This is a genomic window from Nocardioides anomalus (assembly GCF_011046535.1).
In the GTDB taxonomy this organism is placed as follows: Bacteria; Actinomycetota; Actinomycetes; order Propionibacteriales; family Nocardioidaceae; genus Nocardioides; species Nocardioides anomalus.
The window spans coordinates 265,994-283,613 of the sequence record NZ_CP049257.1 but is presented as its reverse complement, the minus strand read 5'-3'; the positions used below and the strand labels follow the sequence as shown (position 1 = coordinate 283,613).

The 17,620-nt window shown below is 73.9% G+C and carries 15 protein-coding genes; 4 read left to right on the top strand and 11 right to left on the bottom strand.

Going from position 1 to position 17,620, the window contains the following annotated elements:
- Positions 1–23: 23 nt before the first annotated feature.
- Entirely contained in the window at positions 24–1,667 is a 1,644-nt protein-coding gene (locus G5V58_RS01480; RefSeq protein ID WP_165228125.1) for a DNA repair helicase XPB, read from the top strand.
- Here the strand turns inward: G5V58_RS01480 and G5V58_RS01475 are convergent.
- From G5V58_RS01475 to G5V58_RS01465, 3 genes are read right to left on the bottom strand one after another with little or no spacing between them, the layout of a single operon-like run.
- Positions 1,664–1,969 carry a hypothetical protein gene (locus G5V58_RS01475; protein ID WP_165228123.1) on the bottom strand — a complete coding sequence of 102 codons (306 nt, stop codon included), beginning with the start codon at positions 1,967–1,969 and terminating at the stop codon, positions 1,664–1,666. The two genes, G5V58_RS01480 and G5V58_RS01475, sit on opposite strands and share 4 nt — an antisense overlap.
- Entirely contained in the window at positions 1,969–3,192 is a 1,224-nt protein-coding gene (locus G5V58_RS01470; protein WP_165228121.1) for a fatty acid desaturase family protein, read from the bottom strand. The genes G5V58_RS01475 and G5V58_RS01470 overlap by 1 nt, the downstream gene beginning before the upstream one ends.
- 14 nt (positions 3,193–3,206) lie before the next feature.
- A complete protein-coding gene (locus G5V58_RS01465) occupies positions 3,207–4,280 on the bottom strand; it encodes a ferredoxin reductase (RefSeq protein WP_196240547.1) in 1,074 nt (357 codons plus the stop codon).
- A 102-nt stretch (positions 4,281–4,382) separates the two neighbouring features.
- Between G5V58_RS01465 and msrB the strand changes: the two genes are divergently transcribed.
- On the top strand, positions 4,383–4,796 hold the full coding sequence (msrB, locus tag G5V58_RS01460) for a peptide-methionine (R)-S-oxide reductase MsrB (RefSeq protein WP_165228117.1): 414 nt from the start codon (positions 4,383–4,385) through the stop codon (positions 4,794–4,796).
- On the opposite strand, the gene G5V58_RS01455 is transcribed toward msrB, so the two are convergent.
- Together G5V58_RS01455 and hemQ are read right to left on the bottom strand one after the other, a co-directional pair.
- On the bottom strand, positions 4,797–5,435 hold the full coding sequence (locus G5V58_RS01455) for a hypothetical protein (RefSeq protein WP_165228115.1): 639 nt from the start codon (positions 5,433–5,435) through the stop codon (positions 4,797–4,799).
- 41 nt (positions 5,436–5,476) lie between these two features.
- A complete protein-coding gene (gene hemQ, locus G5V58_RS01450; protein WP_165228113.1) occupies positions 5,477–6,187 on the bottom strand; it encodes a hydrogen peroxide-dependent heme synthase in 711 nt (236 codons plus the stop codon).
- A gap of 37 nt (positions 6,188–6,224) precedes the next feature.
- Between hemQ and G5V58_RS01445 the strand changes: the two genes are divergently transcribed.
- A complete protein-coding gene (locus G5V58_RS01445; protein WP_165228111.1) occupies positions 6,225–7,253 on the top strand; it encodes a serine hydrolase domain-containing protein in 1,029 nt (342 codons plus the stop codon).
- A 162-nt stretch (positions 7,254–7,415) separates the two neighbouring features.
- Here G5V58_RS01445 and G5V58_RS01440 read toward each other — a convergent pair whose 3' ends face one another.
- Positions 7,416–8,546, bottom strand: coding sequence for a helix-turn-helix transcriptional regulator (locus tag G5V58_RS01440; RefSeq protein WP_230486993.1), 1,131 nt, complete (start codon positions 8,544–8,546; stop codon positions 7,416–7,418).
- Positions 8,547–8,681: 135 nt separating this feature from the next.
- Between G5V58_RS01440 and G5V58_RS01435 the strand changes: the two genes are divergently transcribed.
- Entirely contained in the window at positions 8,682–10,409 is a 1,728-nt protein-coding gene (locus G5V58_RS01435) for an FAD-binding oxidoreductase (RefSeq protein WP_230486992.1), read from the top strand.
- Positions 10,410–10,731: 322 nt separating this feature from the next.
- On the opposite strand, the gene G5V58_RS01430 is transcribed toward G5V58_RS01435, so the two are convergent.
- The 5 genes from G5V58_RS01430 to hemG form a co-directional block, all read right to left on the bottom strand.
- Entirely contained in the window at positions 10,732–11,394 is a 663-nt protein-coding gene (locus G5V58_RS01430; protein WP_165228107.1) for a response regulator transcription factor, read from the bottom strand.
- A complete protein-coding gene (locus G5V58_RS01425; protein ID WP_165228105.1) occupies positions 11,391–13,457 on the bottom strand; it encodes a sensor histidine kinase in 2,067 nt (688 codons plus the stop codon). Before G5V58_RS01425 ends, G5V58_RS01430 begins: the two co-directional genes overlap by 4 nt.
- On the bottom strand, positions 13,454–15,484 hold the full coding sequence (locus G5V58_RS01420) for a histidine kinase (RefSeq protein ID WP_165228103.1): 2,031 nt from the start codon (positions 15,482–15,484) through the stop codon (positions 13,454–13,456). Before G5V58_RS01420 ends, G5V58_RS01425 begins: the two co-directional genes overlap by 4 nt.
- An 80-nt stretch (positions 15,485–15,564) precedes the next feature.
- Entirely contained in the window at positions 15,565–16,212 is a 648-nt protein-coding gene (locus G5V58_RS01415; protein WP_196240546.1) for a hypothetical protein, read from the bottom strand.
- Between the two features lie 96 nt (positions 16,213–16,308).
- Positions 16,309–17,616: a protoporphyrinogen oxidase gene (gene hemG, locus G5V58_RS01410; RefSeq protein WP_165228101.1), complete on the bottom strand. Its 1,308-nt coding sequence runs from the start codon at positions 17,614–17,616 to the stop codon at positions 16,309–16,311.
- Positions 17,617–17,620: the final 4 nt, after the last annotated feature.

Sequence of the window (17,620 nt, the reverse complement as noted above, 5' to 3'; positions counted from 1 at the left end):
GCCCGCCGTACGCTGGTCCGTTGATGAACGACGGACCCCTGATCGTCCAGTCCGACAAGACGCTGCTCTTGGAGGTGGACCACGAACGCGCGGCTGACTGCCGCAAGGCCATCGCGCCGTTCGCCGAGCTCGAGCGCAGCCCGGAGCACGTGCACACCTACCGGCTGACGCCGCTCGGGCTGTGGAACGCGCGCGCCGCCGGGCACGACGCCGAGCAGGTCGTGGACACGCTGCTGGAGTACTCCCGCTACGCCGTGCCGCACTCGCTGCTCGTCGACGTGGCCGAGACCATGGCGCGCTACGGCCGGCTGCGGCTGGAGAAGCACCCGACCCACGGGCTGGTGCTCGCCTCCAGCGACCGGCCGGTGCTGGAGGAGGTGCTGCGCGCCAAGAAGATCGCCGGCATGCTCGGCACCCGCATCGACGACGACACGGTCGCCGTGCACCCCTCCGAGCGCGGGAACCTCAAGCAGGCCCTGCTCAAGCTGGGCTGGCCGGCCGAGGACTACGCCGGGTACGTCGACGGCGAGGCGCACCCCATCTCCCTGGACACCACCGACTGGTCGCTGCGCACCTACCAGCAGGAGGCGGCCGAGTCGTTCTGGCACGGCGGCTCGGGCGTCGTCGTCCTGCCCTGCGGCGCCGGCAAGACCCTGGTCGGCGCGGCCGCCATGGCGCATGCCCAGGCCACCACGCTGATCCTGGTCACCAACACCGTCTCGGCCCGGCAGTGGAAGGACGAGCTCGTCCGCCGCACGTCGCTGACCGAGGAGGAGATCGGCGAGTACTCCGGCTCGGTCAAGGAGATCCGGCCGGTCACCATCGCGACGTACCAGGTGATGACCACCAAGCGCGGCGGCGTCTACCGCCACCTCGAGCTGCTCGACGCCCGCGACTGGGGCCTCATCGTCTACGACGAGGTGCACCTGCTGCCCGCGCCGATCTTCCGGATGACCGCCGACCTCCAGGCCCGCCGCCGCATCGGCCTCACCGCCACCCTGGTGCGCGAGGACGGCCGCGAGGGTGACGTGTTCAGCCTGATCGGGCCGAAGCGCTACGACGCCCCGTGGAAGGACATCGAGGCCCAGGGCTGGATCGCCCCCGCCGACTGCGTCGAGGTGCGGGTCACCCTGCCCACCGACGAGCGGCTGGTCTACGCGACCTCCGAGCCCGAGGAGCGCTACCGCCTCGCCTCGTGCACCCACGAGAAGCTCACCGTCGTGCGCGACCTCGTCGCCGCCCACGCCGACCAGCCCACGCTGGTCATCGGGCAGTACATCGAGCAGCTCGACGAGCTCGCCGCCGCCCTGGACGCCCCGGTCATCAAGGGCGACACCCCCGTCCGCGAGCGCCAGCGCCTCTTCGAGGCCTTCCGCTCCGGCGAGGTCGGGCTGCTGGTGGTCAGCAAGGTCGCGAACTTCTCCATCGACCTGCCCTCGGCCGAGGTGGCCATCCAGGTCTCCGGCTCCTTCGGGTCACGCCAGGAGGAGGCCCAGCGCCTGGGTCGCCTGCTGCGCCCCAAGAGCGAGGGCAAGACCGCCCACTTCTACACGATCGTCAGCCGCGACACGGTCGATGCGGACTTCGCCCAGAACCGCCAGCGGTTCCTGGCCGAGCAGGGCTACGCCTACCGCATCGTCGACGCCGAGGACCTGACGGCGCTCTAGAGCAGCGAGTTGGGCTCGAACCGCGGCTCGCGGTCGACGTCCTCCTTGGCCGGGCGCACGAACTCGAAGCCGGCGGTGGTCACCAGCGCCCAGGACGGGTCGGCGCCGGGCCCGGAGGCCAGCTCCTGCGCGCACGCCAGGTGCATCGGCGGCAGGTGGAAGGCGTTGCGGGCCACCTCGTCGGGCGTGCCGAGGAACGCGATCGGCCGGCCGAGCGACATCGCGCAGCCGCCGCAGATCCGCGACAGCGCGCACTGGGTGACCCAGGCGCGGTCGTGGATCCGCGACGCCTCGCTCAGCATCACGACGCCTGCCGCTCCGTGGACTTGCCGCGCGACCACTTGCCCAGCTCCGGCATGCGGGAGGGCCGCTCGGAGTCGGACTTGCGCCGGCGGGCGGCCACCGGGCCGGGCGGCTCGGGCTGGTCGCTGGAGGTCCAGCCGTTCGGCACCGAGAGCTTGATGATGGTGCGCAGCGCCTGGCCGTACTGCTGGTGCAGCGGACCGGTCGTGTAGGGGATGTCGTACTTCTCGCACAGCGCGCGGACCTTGACCGAGATCTCGGCGTACCGGTTGCTGGGCAGGTCCGGGAACAGGTGGTGCTCGATCTGGAAGCCGAGGTTGCCGCTCATGACGTGCAGCAGCTTGCCGCCCTTGAAGTTGGCCGAGCCGAGCATCTGGCGCAGGTACCACTCCGCGCGGGTCTCGTCCTCCAGCTCCTCCTCCGTGAAGTGCAGGGCACCGTCGGGGAAGTGGCCGCAGAAGATGATGACGTAGGCCCACAGGTTGCGCATCAGGTTCGACGTCGCGTTGGCGGCCAGCACGGTCTTCCACTGCCTGCCGGCCAGGGCGGGGTAGACGACGTAGTCCTTGAGGATCTGGTTGCGGCCCTTGCGCCCGATCTGGCGCAGCTGCCGCTTCATCTCCTTCGGGTCCTTCTCGCCCTTGCGGATCCGCTCGAGGTCGAGGTCGTGCAGGGCGACGCCCCACTGGAACAGGCTGGCGAGCAGCGCGTTGTAGACCGGCTGTCCGATGTAGACCGGGTGCCACCGCTGCTCGCGCGCCATCCGCAGGATGCCGTAGCCGATGTCGTTGTCGTAGCCGAGCACGTTGGTGAACTGGTGGTGGATGTAGTTGTGGCTGTGCTTCCACTGCTCGGCCGGCTGCGCGGTGTCCCACTCCCAGGTGGAGGAGTGGATCTCCGGGTCGTTCATCCAGTCCCACTGGCCGTGCATGACGTTGTGGCCGATCTCCATGTTCTCGAGGATCTTGTGGAGACCGAGCAGGGTCGCGCCCACCGCGGCGGCGGGCCCGCGGGTGCGCTTGTCGTGCACGCCGAGCAGCAGCGTGAGCCGGCCGGCGACGGCCAGGCCGCGCTGGATCTTGATCATCCGGTTGATGTACGCCGCGTCGTCGGCGCCGCGGGACTCCTCGATGTCCTTGCGGATCGCGTCGAGCTCGCGGCCGAGCTGCTCGACCTCCTCCTCGGTGAGGTGGGTGTACTCCTTGACGTCTGAGATCGCCATGTCTCCCCGTTCCCTTAGATGTCGAGCGTGCAGTCGCCCACCGCGGCGGTGACGCAGGTCTGCACCGGCTCGTTGGGCTGGTCGAACTCGTCGCCGTTGCGCAGGTCGCGCACCTTGCCGGAGACGAGCGTGAGCGTGCAGGTGTGGCAGATGCCCATCCGGCAGCCGTACGGCATGCCGATGCCGGCCTCCTCGCCGGCGTCGAGCACCGTGGTGGCGCCGTCGGCCTCGACGGTCTTGCCGCTGTTGCGGAAGGTGATGGTGCCGCCCTCGCCGCCGTCACCGCCCAGGTCGAGCGAGAACCGCTCGAGGTGCAGGTGCTCCTCGAGGTCGGCGCCCTCGAAGTGCTCGGTGATCGCGTCCAGCATCGGCGCCGGGCCGCACGCGTAGGTCTCGCGCTCGCGCCAGTCCGGGCAGATCTCGTCGAGGTCGGCGAGCTCGAGCATGCCGTCGGTCTCGGTGAAGAGCCGGTGGAGCGTCAGCTCGTCGTACGTCGAGTCGAGGCGCTCCATCTCCTCGCGGAAGATCATCCGCTCCTCGGTCGGCGAGGAGTAGTGCACGACGACGTCGGGCATCGAGCCGCGGCGGTCGAGGGTGCGCAGCATCGCCATCACCGGCGTCACCCCGCTGCCGGCCACCAGGAACAGCAGCTTGGCGGGCGGCGGGTCCGGGAGGACGAAGTCGCCCTCCGGCAGCGCCAGCCGCACGATCGTCCCCGGCTCGAGACCGTTGACGAGATGGGAGGAGATGAACCCCTCCGGCATCGCGCGCACGGTGATCGCGATCGTGCGGCCGGACCGCTTCGGAGCCGAGCTCACCGAGTAGGAGCGCCACTGGAACTTGCCCTCCACCTGCACGCCGATGCCGACGTACTGCCCGGGGCGGTGGTCGTAGCGCCACCCCCACCCGGGCCGGATGACCAGCGTCGCGGCGTCCTCCGTCTCCGGCACGACCTTCTCGATCCGACCGCGCAGCTCGCGCGAGCTCCACAGCGGGTTGAGCAGGGTGAGGTAGTCGTCGGGCAGCAGCGGCGTGGTCAGCTTCGACCCGGCGCGGCGCACCCGCTCCCATGGGATCGTCCCGGACACCTGCTCAGTGAACACTTGTACTCCCACCGCCGTCAACCACCCGATGGGGTCAGGTACCCCACACGCGACCGGGGTTTGGGAGTGGCGACCTACGCTCTGGACATGGCTTACGCGGTCCAGAAGAGCGACGAGGAGTGGCGCGAGCAGCTCTCCCCCGACGAGTACGCCGTGCTCCGCAAGGCGGGCACCGAGCGGGCGTTCACCGGCAAGTACACCGACACCGAGACCGTCGGCGTCTACTCCTGCAAGGCCTGCGGGACCGCGCTGTTCGAGTCCGACACCAAGTTCCACTCGGGCTGCGGCTGGCCGTCGTTCTACCAGCCCCTCACCGACACGATCGAGTACATCGAGGACACCACCCTCGGCATGAAGCGCGTCGAGGTCCGCTGCGCGAACTGCGGCTCGCACCTGGGCCACGTCTTCCCGGACGGCTACGGCACCCCCACCGGCGACCGCTACTGCATCAACTCGATCAGCCTCACGCTCAAGCCGGCCGACCCCGCCGACGCGTCCTAGTCAGTCTGCGTCGACCAGGGCACTGCTGACCACGACCACGCCTGCGTCGTAGGTCTGGTCGGCCCAGTCCTGCAGCGTCCCGTCGTCGTAGTAGGCGTCGAGCAGCACGTGCCCCTCGACCGGTGAGGCGCCCAGGACGCCGTCGGCGCCCCGCAGGTCGGCCGCGATGCCGGCCAGCTCCGACTCGTCGTAGGCCGTCGTGGGGACCGGCGTCGGAGTCGGCGTGGGCATGGCCGGGTCGTAGAGCGCGCCGGGCACCGCGTCGGTGGCGGTGAAGGCGGCGCCGTCCCAGGTGCCGGTGAGCGCGTAGGTGCCCCAGCGGACCTCGCCCTGCTCGTCGTAGCTGCCGTGGTGCGCGCCCCAGTCCCAGCCGGTCAGCGGCGGACCGGAGCACTGCGGCGGGTAGGACTCGGCGACGTCTCCGAGACACAGCTCGGGCGAGCCCGTGTCCATGACCGTGGCCAGGCCGACGGTGCGGACCGGGCCGTCGGGGACGACCACGGGTGGTGGGACGCTCGACGAGGACGTCCCCGGGTCGCGGGCTACGTGGTCACCGTCGTCACCGTCGTCACCGTCGACACCGCACGCCGACGCGGCCAGGACGAGGGTGGCCGCGGCGGTGAACAGGGACGCGCGCATCCCGCTTCGACGCGGCTCGGCCCGGCCGGGTTCCCTGTGGGTCAGGGCAGGCGGTCGACCAGGTCGGTGACCGAGGCGCGGGCGCCGGTGTAGAACGGCACCTCCTCGCGCACGTGGCGGCGGGCCGTCGAACCCCGCAGGTGGCGCATCAGGTCGACGATCCGGTCGAGGTCGTCGGCCTCGAAGGCGAGGATCCACTCGTAGTCGCCGAGCGCGAACGAGCTGACGGTGTTGGCCCGGACGTCCTTGTAGTCGCGGGCCATCTGGCCGTGCTCGGCGAGCATGGCGCGGCGCTCGTCCTCGGGCAGGAGGTACCACTCGTAGGAGCGCACGAACGGGTAGACCGACACGTGCCGCTTGGGCTCCTCGTCGGCCAGGAACGCCGGGACGTGGCTGCGGTTGAACTCCGCGGGCCGGTGGAGCGCCATCTGCGACCAGACCGGCTCGAAGCGGCGGCCGAGGGCGGTGCGGCGGAAGCGGTGGTACGCCGACTGGAGGGGCTCGGAGGCGGCGGCGTGCCACCAGACCATGACGTCGGCGTCGGCGCGCAGGCCGGCGACGTCGTAAAAGCCGCGCACGACGACATCCTCCTCGGCGAGGGCGGCGATGAGCTTCTCGAGCTCGGCGGCCTCGGCGGCGCGGTCGGCGTCCTCCCCGAGCGGGGTGGCGAGCCGGAAGACCGACCACATCGTGTAGCGGATGGTGTCGTTGATCTCGCGGATCCGGGCGGCGTTCGACTGACCTTCGGCCATGGCTCCATCATGCCTCGCGGTCCGGCAGGATCGTCCGGTGCCCCACACCCTCCAGACGGTGCTCGACGACCTCGGTGACCCCGGCGCGGCGGCGTGCGTCGTCCGCGACGGCGAGGTGGTGGACGAGGCGGTGACCGGCACCCGCGACGGCTCCCGGCCCTGGACGACCGACACGCTCGTCCTGACCTACTCCTGCGCCAAGCCGCTGGCCGCGCTCACCGTGCTCACCGCGGTCCGCGACGGCGCGCTCGGGCTCGACCAGCGGGTGGCCGAGCTCTGGCCGGCGTACGCCGCGCACGGCAAGGGCGGGACCACCGTGCGGCACGTGCTGTCGCACCAGGCGGGGCTGCCGGCGTTCCCGGAGGCGGCCGCGGACGTGGCCTACGACGACCGCGAGGCGCTGACCGCGCTGCTGGCCGACGCCGCGCCGGTCCACGAGCCCGGGGCGGCCTGCGCCGAGCACGCGCTGACCTACGGCCACCTGTGCGACCAGCTGGTCCGACGAGCCACCGGCGAGGGCCTGGCCGAGCGGTTCGCGCGGGTGGCCGGCGAGCACGGCTGGGACCTGCACCTGCGGGTGGCCGGGGCCGACCTGGACCGGGTGGCCGACGTGGTGGCCCTGGACCCGACCTGGCCCGCGGCGTACGTCGATGACCCGCGGTGGGCACCGGCGATGACCCGGCCCGCCGGGCTCCTGGACCCGGCCGAGCTCAACCGCGAGCGGTGGCGCACCACGGCGTTCCCCGCCGTCAGCCTGCACGCGAGCGCGCGCGGGCTGGCCACGTTCTACGGCCACCTGGCCGACGGCACCGTGAGCGGGCTGCTGGGGCGCGCGCTGCACGAGGAGTACGTCGCGCCGCAGGTCACCGGGCACGACCTGCTGCTCGACCGCGAGGTCACGTGGACCCTGGGCTTCCAGGTGGACGCCGACGAGATCGGCATGGGCGGCGCCGGCGGGTCGGCGGGGTGGTGGTCGTTCCGGGGCGGGTACGCCGCGGCGTACGTCACCCGCGGACTCGGCACCCACGACCGCAGCGAGGCGGTCTGGGAGCTGCTCGAGTCCTAGGGCCTGTGGATCGAGTCAGCGTGGATGTCAGCGTCGTCCAGGTGGTGCGATGACCGCGCCGCAGACGCGAAGGCGGGCCGCTAGGCCCGTCGAGTCGGCTGTCGGGGTCGTCAGTGTGCCGCCTGGGCGGCGCTGGCGCCGCGCTGACTCGATCCACAGGCCCTAAGCGAAGAACCCGCTGGGCGCCAGGTCGGTGCCCATCCGGGGGACGTACTGGTCGAAGAAGACCCGGGCGATGAGCTCGCGGCGGCTGCGGACGTCGGCCTTGTCGAAGACCGACTTGAGGTGGTCCTGCACGGTGTAGGTCGACATGTGCAGGGTCGCGGCGATCTCCTTGGTGTCGACGCCCTGCAGGACCAGCTGGGTGACGTCGCGCTCGCGGGGCGTGAGGTCGAAGGCGGCCACGACCAGCGACACGATCTCCGGCGGCCGGGCCTCCTCGATGGTCACCACGACCTCGCCGTCGCGGTCGCCGAGGCCCGAGAGCGGCGAGGCGTGCAGGACCAGCCACTGCCCGGAGGCGGTGCGCACGCGGGAGCTCGGGGCACTCTGCACCTCGCCGCGGGCGGCCCGGCGGGCGGTGCCGACCAGGGCCGAGATGACGCCGAAGGGGTCGGCGCTGTGGTCGGCGCTGGCCAGCTCGGCCAGCCGCGCGGTGGCGGCCGGGCTGCTCTGGAGGATCTCGTCGCGGGCGCCGACGACCAGCACGGCCGGCCCGGCGGGCACGACGACCCGGTCGGCCGCGGCCATCCGGGCCAGCAGGCCACCGCGCACGCCGCGGGCGAACGACGTGCCGAGGCCACCCATGAACTCGACCTCGGCCTCACTGAACACCGGGTCGTCGACGCCGCGGAACATGGCCATGCCGCCCCAGAACCGGCCGTTCTCGCGGAACACCACACGCAGCTCGTCGTAGTAGCCGAACGCCGGCACCATCAGCTGGCTCATCCGCTCCGAGCGCTCGACGTCGCCGCCGGTGTGCTGGGTCATGCTGAGCGCGCGGACCGGTGCCTCGGCCAGGTGGCGGTACGACGTGGGCTCGCCGGAGTCGTACTCCAGCTGCCCGAACTGGCCGTCGTGGTCGTTCCGGCCGGCCAGGTCGCCGTACTTGCGCGCACTGGTGAGCAGGTGGGTGGCCGGGTCGTGGGTGCCGATGCACACCGCGACCGAGGGGACGGCCCGAGACAGCGAGGCCACGGCCTCGGTGAGGAAGTCCTCGAGCTCCAGGCCGGCTCTCGAGAGCACCTCCACGTCGCCCCGGACGCGCTCGGCGGTCAGGGTCGAAGCGTTCACAGGCACAGTCTGTCCTTCCGGCCGGTGCCGGGCCATCCCAGAGTTGTGGGGGCCTCGACCCCCAGAACCTAGGCCCGGAAATGTCCCGGCCACGAGGGATTTCTGTCCTCTCTTGCGCAACCCAGAGTGGTCGCCGTGAGCACCCCGACCACCACCGTCGCAGTCCAGGCCTCCCTGGACGACCGCGGCCGACTCCTCCACGAGGACGACGTGGCGGCCCAGCTGGCGCTGGCCGTCACCCGCCTCGAGGCGGCGCTCGCCGCGGCCGGCCGCAGCCTGGCCGGGCTGGCGGAGGTCGAGGTGCGCACCACCGACCGGATCGCCCTTCTCGGGGTGCTCGACGTCCTCACCGACCGTCTGGCCGCGACCGGAGCCCGACCGCACACCCGCATCCGCGAGGTGGACCGCCTCGACCGACCCGGTCAGCTGGTCGCCCTCGCCGTACGCCTCACCTCAACCACACCCCGAGAAGGAACCGTCATGACCCTCACCCAGCCCACCACCAGCCCCGCCGCCGTCGCGGTGCGCGAGGCCTGCCCGAGCTGCGTCGTCCTCCCCGGGGACCCCGGGTACGACGCCGCGCGGGTCGCGTGGAACGTCGCCGTCGACCAGCGCCCCGCCGCCGTGGCCACCCCGCGCTCGGTGGAGGACGTCGTCGCCGTCGTCCGCGCCGCCGCCGCCCACGGCCTGCGGGTCGCGCCCCAGAGCTCCGGCCACGCCGCCGCTCCGCTCGCCGGGCGCCTCGGCTCGTCCGTGCTGCTGCGGATGCACGAGCTCACCGGCGTCACCGTCGACCCCGCGACGCGCACCGCCAGGGTCACCGGCGGGACGTTGTGGGCCGACGTCGTGGCCGCGGCCGCGCCGTACGGGCTCACCGCGCTGCACGGCTCCTCCCCCGACGTCGCCGTGGCCGGCTACACCCTCGGCGGCGGGCTGTCGTTCTACGCGCGCCAGCACGGCCTGGCCGCCAACTCCGTGGTCGCCCTCGAGGTCGTCACCGCAGCCGGCGAGCTGGTGCGGGCGTCGGAGTCGGAGCACGCCGAGCTGTTCTGGGCCCTGCGCGGTGGCGGCGGCAGCTTCGGCGTCGTCGTTGCGATCGAGCTCCAGCTCCTCCCGGTCGCCGACGTGGTCGCCGGCATGCTGCTCTGGCCGCTCGAGCGCGCCCCCGAGGTCGTGCGCGCCTGGGCCCGCTGGACCCGCGAGGTCCCCGAGACCGTCACCACCTCGCTGCGCGTGATGAGCTTCCCGCCGCTGCCCGAGCTGCCGCCGTTCCTCAGCGGCCGCCGGATCGTCGTGATCGACGGCGCCCTCCTCGAGGACGACCACCGCGCCGCCGAGCTCCTCGGCCCGCTCCGGGCCCTCGCCCCCGAGATGGACACCTTCGCCCGCATGCCCGCCGCCGGCCTGCTCGCCGTCCACATGGACCCGCCCGGCCCGACGCCGAACGTCGGCGACCACGCCGTCCTCGACGCCCTCCCGGACGCCGCCGTCGACGCCCTGCTCGCCGAGGTCGGCCCCGGCACCACCACCTCGCTGCTCTTCGCCGAGCTGCGGCACCTGGGCGGCGCGCTGGGCCGCCCGGCCGCGGGTGCGGGTGCGCTCGCGCAGCTGCCGGGGGCGTACGCGCTCTTCTGCGTGGCTGTCGCGCCGTTCCCCGAGGCCGCGGCCGTCGGCGCGGCCGACGCCCGCAAGGTCGTGGACGCGCTGGCGCCGTTCTCCGGCGGTCGGAGCATCCTCAACTTCGCCGAGCGGGCCGAGACCGACGCCTCGACCGCCTTCGAGGCGGAGGCCGTCTCGCGGCTGCGGGCGGTGCGGGCCGAGGTGGACCCGGACGGGGTGTTCCAGGCCAACCACGAGGTCTAGGCCCTGAGCACTGAGCGCCCCGGACGGCTGCGGCTGTCCGGGGCGCTCCGCGTGCTCGTCGTCAGTGGTCGCGTGGGTGGCGTCCTCCCGCGGAGCCGCGCGGGTGGGGAGGCGCCTCCCCACCCGCGCGGCTCCGGACCGAGGACAGCCACACTCCGGGCGGCAACCCGATCCTGGCTCGCTTCTGCGCCCGGGCAGGCTGTCAACCCGCCTACGAGGGTCGAGCGTGGGCACCCAGGCTTGACAGCCTGCCCGGGCGTGAAAACGATGGCAGGTCGGGTTGCCGCACGGCACGCAACCACCAACCCCGCAAGCGGAGGCCCTAGTCCCGCCCGTACCCCGCCTCCCGCGCCTTGACGATCGCCTCACCCCGCCCGGCCGCGTGCAGCTTGGTGTAGATCGTCGAGACGGTGTTGCGGACGGTCTTGCCGGAGACGTACAGCTCGCGCGCGATCTGGTCGTTGGTCCGCCCGGCGGCCAGCATGTCGAGGACCGACCGCTCCCGCTCGGTGAGGTCGGGGAAGGGCTCGGCGGTGGCGGTCGAGGGGGCGGTCATCGAGGCGAAGTACTGCCCGACCTTGCCCGCCAGCGAGGCGCCGAAGATCATGCCGCCCTGGGCGGCGGCCCGGATGGCGTTGTGGACCTCCTCGGCGCCGGAGCCCTTGAGCAGGTAGCCGGAGGCCCCGGCGCGCATGGCGGAGAGCACCGTGTCGTCGTCCTCGTTCATGGTGAGCATGACGACGCGGACCTCGGGGTGCTTGCCGGTCACGAAGCGGGTGGCCTCGATGCCGTCGAGGCGGGGCATCTGGATGTCCATGACCACGACGTCGGGCCGGCTCTCCTCGACGACGTGCAGCGCCTCGCGGCCGTCCTCGGCCAGGCCGACCACCTCGACGCCGTCGAGAGCGCCGAGGAGGGCGGACAGGCCGTCGCGGACGATCTGGTGGTCGTCGACGACGACGACGCGGATCGGGGTGGTGGTCATGCCAGCAGCTCCTCGGGTTGGGGGGTGACGACGGACGTGGGCAACCAGGCGCGGACGACGGTGCCGCCGGTGGGCGGGCAGGTGATCTCGACGCGGCCGCCGAGCTCGTCGGCGCGCTCGCGCAGGGAGAGCAGGCCGACGCCGGCCTCGCGGTCGGCGGCGATGCCGGTGCCGTCGTCGGCGACCTCGACGAGGAGGGCGCCGTCCTCGACGGCGAGGCGGATCGTGCAGCGGCGGGCCTGGGCGTGGCGGGCGACGTTGGTGAGGGCCTCGCCGGCGATGCGGTACGCCGCGACCTCGACCGCAGCGGGCAGGTGGCCGAGGGGCGCGGCGACGACGCGGACGTCGAGGCCGGCCACGAGCTCGCCCTGCTGACGCAGCGCGGCGACCAGGCCGAGGGAGTCCAGGGCGGGCGGGCGGAGGTCGCTCACCAGGCGCCGTACGTCGTCCATCACGCCGAGCAGGTGGGTCTCGGTGGCCTGGAGCTGGCGCACGGCGGCCTCGGGGTCGCGGTCGACGGCGAGGCGGGCGGCGTCGAGCTGGAAGACGGCCCCGCCGAGGGAGGGGCCGAGCCCGTCGTGCAGGTCGCGGCGCAGCCGGCGGCGCTCCTCCTCGCGGGTCAGCACCAGCCGCTCACGGTTGTCCTGGAGGGCGTCGGCGAGCTGGGTGGTGCGGGCGGCGACCGCGGCCTGGCGGATGAGGTCGCTGAGCAGGGCCTCGTCGCGGCGGTTCAGCCGGGTCCGCAGCCCGCGGGCGGGCAGCACCAGCCGGCCGACGACGCGGCCGCGGTAGGCGATGGGGAGCCGGCGCACGTCCTGGGGCGGGGTGCCGACGGTGGCGGTGGTGCGCGAGCCGCCGCTGCGCTCGACCTCGACGGCCACGTAGGAGACGCCGAAGGCCCGGCCCACCGCGCGCGCGACGGCCTGCAGCTGGTCGCGGCCCTCGTCGGCCTGCTCCAGGCCGGCGGCGAGACCGGCGACCACGTCGTACGGGTTCTCGCGCTGGCCGAGCAGCACCCGCCGCACCACGCGCCACAGGGCCGCGCGCACGGGTGCGTAGATGACCGCCGAGCAGAACAGCACGGCCAGGATCACGTCCTGCTGGGCCAGCGAGTCGCCGAGGGCGAAGGTGAGCACGCTGAGGAAGGCGAGGTCGAGGGCAAGGACGAGCACCCACAGGCCGCCGTACACGACCGTGTGGGTGAGCATCGCCTCGCCGGAGACGCGGGTGCCGAGCAGGCCGGCGGCCATGGCCAGCGCGAACAGCGCGGTCCCGAGCGTGATCAGCCAGGCGTCGAGCGTGCCCTCGCGGATGATGGTGTCGGCCAGGGCGCACAGGCCGACGGCGACGACGGCCCACAGGACCCAGTACAGCTGCTCGCGCTCGGCGCCGGTGCTCGCGCACCAGCGCAGGAAGGGCACGTACAGCTGCAGCGGCAGCGCCACCACGATCGCGAACAGCGCGATCACCGGCATCCACCACTCCAGCGGCGCGCCGACCACCGGCGCGACCAGCACGTGGCGACCCTCGAAGACCGAGTTCCCCGGGTCGGTCCCCACGACCGGGACCGGGTCCAGGGTGCCGGGACCGAGGATCTGCGGGATGCCGGAGCAGACGGAGTACGCCACGGAGGCGACGCTGATCCGGCGCCAGCGCCCACCCGGGAGCCGGCCGTCGGGGTAGAGCACCAGCGCGAAGGACACGAACAGCTGCGGGATCAGCGTCGTGACCTTCACGACCCAGATCTCGGCCAGCAGGCCGGCAGTGGACCCGGTGGGCGGCGCGGTCAGGGACCAGTGCAGGTGCGCCCGCAGCAGCGCGGCCGTCAGCGCCGAGACCGCGAAGACCGAGCAGCCGAGGGCGAGCCGTCCACGCCCGGTCGCCGCGAGGGCGCCGGTCAGCACGGCCAGCGCGGCGCCGACCACGGCGTAGATCCACACCCCGCCCGGCACGACCTGGTGGCCGAAGGAGCCGTCGTCCGCGACCAGCTCCACCGCCACGGCCGCCCCGCCCACGAGGAGGCCACCGACGGTGGGCAGCAGCACGGTCGCGCGGCGGTTCACGAGGCCCTCCGCACGGGCAGCGCCACCCGCAGCCGTCCGTCCGGGGTGCGGTCGAGGCGCCCGCCCACCTCGACGGCCTGGTGGCGCACCAGGTCGAGGAACTCCCCGGGCGCGTCGGCCACGTCGGCCTCGATGAGCAACCGGGTCTCGGACAGCGAGAGGACCAGCTCGCAGCCGGCCGCGGTGGAGGCGCAGTGGCCGAGCAGCTCGCTGGCGATGCGGTACGCCGCCACCTCGACCCCGGCGGGCAGCCGCTCGAGCTCGGCGCCACGGGCGGTGACGGTGAGGGTCTCGGCGTCGAGGAGCTTGGCCTGTTGGCGCAGCGCGCCGAGCAGCCCGAGGTCGTCCAGCGCGGGCGGGCGCAGGTCGTGCACCACGCGGCGCACGTCGGCGACCACCGCGCGCAGCTGCTCGCTGGTCCGGGCGATGGTGGCCTTGGCCTCCTCGGGCCGCTCGGCGACGAGCAGCCGCGCGGACTCGACCTGGTGCACCAGGCCCCCCAACGTGGGGCCGAGGTCCTCGGCCAGGTCGTGGTGGATCCGGCGGCGCTCCTCCTCGCGGGCCACGACGAGCCGCTGGCGGTTCTCCTGCAGCTCCTCGGCCAGCCGTCCGGTCCGGGACGCGGTGGCGGCCTGCCGGACCAGGTCGGTGAGCAGCCGCTCGTCCCGCTTGCTCAGCCGCGCGCGCACGCCGCGCGCGGGCAGGACCAGCACGCCCACCCGCTCGCCGCGGTAGCTGATCGGCAGCACCCGGGTGTCGGCCACCGGCGTGCCGTACGTCGCCACGAGCGGCGCGCCGTCGGCGCGGTCGACGCGCACGCTGACGTAGCCGATCCCGAAGGCCAGCGCCACCGCCTGCGCGACCGCGGTCAGCTGCTCGGTCTCCTCGTCCGCGGCCTCGAGGGAGCTCGCGAGCCGGGCCACCACGTCGTACGGGTCGTCGCGCTGGCCCAGCACCCACCGACGTACGGACGCCCACAGCCAGGCCCGCATGGGGCTGTAGAGGACCGCCGACAGCAACAGCACCACGAGGACGACCTGGCGTTGGCCCAGCCGGGAGCCGAGCAGCTCGGTGAGCGCCGCGAGGGCGGCCAGGTCGACCAGGATGATGCCCAGCGACAGACCGCCGTAGACGAGGGTGCGGGACAGCAGCTCCTCGATGGAGACCAGGCTGGGGTTGATGAGCGCGACGCCCACCGAGACGGCGATCGCGTTGACGGCCAGGCAGATGCCGACGGTGCTCAGCTGGTCGCCGCGGTGGATGAGCAGGCGGAAGGCCAGCACGATGAAGACCACCGAGACGATGCCCCACACGACCCAGCGCAGCTGGTCGCGCTCGACGCCGCTCGAGCGGCGGTAGCGGACGACGACGGTCGCCCCGCAGAGCACCGCGCCGACGTAGGCGATCGCGATGATGAGGTCGGCGTGCGGGTCGAGCGCGGGCGCGAACCCGGGGAGGTACGTCGGGTCGAGGGCGGTCGACTCCGGCGTGGCCAGCGACGGGTTGGCCGAGACGCTGAGCGGCAGGCGCAGGAACACGAGCACGACGCCGACGCCGGCGATGAGGGCGATCCCCACCTGCGTGACCCGTCGCCAGGCCCCCTCGAGCCAGTAGCCGGTCGGGAAGGACAGCAGGACGACGTAGACCAGCGACGACAGGGGCAGCGTCGTGAGGTCGATCCCCCAGAGCACGACCTTCTCCGGCGTCTGGACGCCGTCGGCCAGGCCGGCCACGAACGGCGGGCTCGCCACGACGGCGTGCAGGACTCCCGCCAGGGCCCACAGACACCCCGTGACCGCGATGAACACCCCGAGCCTCGGCACGGTGTGCCGGCGCAGCACGGCCCGGGCGACCAGGCACTGGACCAGCGAGGTGACGCCGAAGACCACCGGCGGGTCCGGTGACAGCTGCGGCTCGGCGCCGCGCGACCACAGCTGGGCGACAAGGGTCACGCCGAGCGCCGCCAGCCCGACCGCCGGCAGCGCCCACACCACCGGGGTGCGGGCAGGGCGGACCACGTCGAGCACCGGGACATTGTCCGCGCGCCGGAGTCCCACCCGGCAGGGACTTCGGGGCAACGCCGGGTGGGACACGGTTCGGCGAGGCTCTACCGGCGCTCCCCCAGCGCGAATCCGAGGGAGGCGACGAGGACCCAGAGCACGCCGGTCAGGCCGGCCACGTGGTCCATCGGCGAGACGCCGAGCAGCACGGTCAGGCCGCCGAGGACCAGGCCGACCCGGCCCTGCCAACGGGCGACGCCGCCGCCGCGGGAGACGGCGAAGACCGCGAGCCCGGCCGGGCCCGCGAGCGTCCACAGCCACGCGATGGTGCCGGTCCCGTGGCCGCGGAAGGCCGCGGTGGCGTCGTCGACGCGGACGTCGCCGCCGGTCAGGGCGAACTCAGTGTCCAGGCCCGAGGCCAGGATCGAGACGACCGCGGTGCCGGCCAGGCCGACGAGCGAGACGACCGGGCCGAGCGAGTCCGGTGCGGCGGTGCGCAGGCGGCGGTGCAGCCCGGCCGCGAAGAGCAGCAGGAGCACGGCGCTCAGTCCCGTGACCGAGTGGAGGGCAAGCCGCGGCGCGGACCCGTCGGCCATGGCGTCGGCGGCGCCGCTGAGCACGACGGTGGCGGCGCCCAGGAGGCCGGCGCCGACGCCGGCGAGCGCCCAGGCGCGGGAGGGGGTGGTGCGGTCCGGGTGCCCGGCCTCGGTGGGGGTGAGGTCGGTGCGGGCCGGGTTCGAGGTGACGGTGGACATCGCGGGGCCCTTTCTGGGTGGTCGGTGGCGATGACCCCACGCTGGCGTCCCGCGCGTCCCGCGCGACAGGGACGCGGAGCCCGCGTCCGGCCCGCCTCAGCCCGCGAGGTCCAGGACGGCACGGCGGGCCGAGGCGATGACCGCCGGGATGCCCACGCCGTCGTACGCCGCGCCGCAGACCGCGAGCCCCGGGACCGCCGCCACGGCGGCGCGGATGCGCTCGACCCGGTCGAGGTGGCCCACGGCGTACTGCGGAAGCCCGCCGCCCCAGCGCTGCACGTGCGTGGCCACCGGCGCGGCGGTGAGCCCGACCGCCTCGGCCAGGTCGGCCAGGGACGCCGCGACCAGGTCGTCGTCGCGGCGCTGGAGGGTGACCTCCTCGCCGGCCCGACCGAGCGAGGTGCGCAGGTGCACCAGACCCCGCTCGGCGCCGGCCGCGCGGACCCAGGCCCACTTGGCGAAGGAGAACGTCGAGGCCTTGATGGCCCGGCCGTCGAGCGGCGGCACCAGGAACCCCGAGGAGTCCTCCAGCCCGGCCACGTCGCTCGCCCGGAAGGCGAGGGTGACCACGACGACCGAGGCGTACTCCACCGCCGCCAGCTCCGCCGCCGCGTCCGGCACCAGGTCGGCCAGCAGCCTCGCCGCGGGCGCGGCCGGGACCGCCAGCACCACGGCGTCGGCCCGGTGGGTCTCCGCGGCGCTCACCGCGAAGCCGTCGTCGAGCCGGGTGACCGGGGCGCCGTACCGCACGTCGAGCCGCGCCGCGAGCGCATCGGTGAGCCCGGCCATCCCGCCGGGCAGGCCGGCGAAGACCGGGACGTCGCTGACCGGCAGCACGGCGTCGAGCAGCGGGCCGCGGTGGGCCAGGGTGACCAGCTGCGGGACGGTGGCCCGGGCCGAGAGCCGGCGCGCCTGCCCGGCGTACACCCCGCCGAGCAGCGGCTCGACCAGCCGGTCCACGACCTCGTCGCCGAGCCGGCTGGCCACCAGGTCGCCGACCGAGACGTCGTCGTCGACCGGTACGCCCGGCTGCTCGGCCTCGACCCGGGCCAGCCCCTCGTCGGAGAGGACGCCGGAGGCCCGCAGCGCGTCGAGGTCGACCGGCACGCCCATGACCGAGCGCGGCAGCGGCCGGAGCGCGCCGCGGGTCCACACGCGTGAGGACTGCACGGCCGGGTGCTCGACGGCCAGCCCCAGCGACGTGGCCAGCTCGACGCCCTCGGGGCGCCGGTTGAGCATCGCCTCGGCGCCGGTGTCGACCAGGACGCCGCCCACCTCGACCCGGCGCAGCTTGCCGCCGGCCCGCTCGGTCGCCTCGAGGACGGTGACGTCGTCACCGCGCTCGGCCAAAAGGTGCGCCGCGGTCAGACCGGCGACCCCGGCACCCACGACGACGACCCGCACGACG

Coding starts and splice junctions, on each gene's coding strand:
- G5V58_RS01480 (WP_165228125.1), top strand. CDS start 24: ATGAACGACGGACCCCTGATCGTCCAGTCCGACAAGACGCTGCTCTTG.
- G5V58_RS01475 (WP_165228123.1), bottom strand. CDS start 1,969: ATGCTGAGCGAGGCGTCGCGGATCCACGACCGCGCCTGGGTCACCCAG.
- G5V58_RS01470 (WP_165228121.1), bottom strand. CDS start 3,192: ATGGCGATCTCAGACGTCAAGGAGTACACCCACCTCACCGAGGAGGAG.
- msrB (WP_165228117.1), top strand. CDS start 4,383: ATGGCTTACGCGGTCCAGAAGAGCGACGAGGAGTGGCGCGAGCAGCTC.
- G5V58_RS01455 (WP_165228115.1), bottom strand. CDS start 5,435: ATGCGCGCGTCCCTGTTCACCGCCGCGGCCACCCTCGTCCTGGCCGCG.
- hemQ (WP_165228113.1), bottom strand. CDS start 6,187: ATGGCCGAAGGTCAGTCGAACGCCGCCCGGATCCGCGAGATCAACGAC.
- G5V58_RS01430 (WP_165228107.1), bottom strand. CDS start 11,394: ATGACCACCACCCCGATCCGCGTCGTCGTCGTCGACGACCACCAGATC.
- G5V58_RS01415 (WP_196240546.1), bottom strand. CDS start 16,212: ATGTCCACCGTCACCTCGAACCCGGCCCGCACCGACCTCACCCCCACC.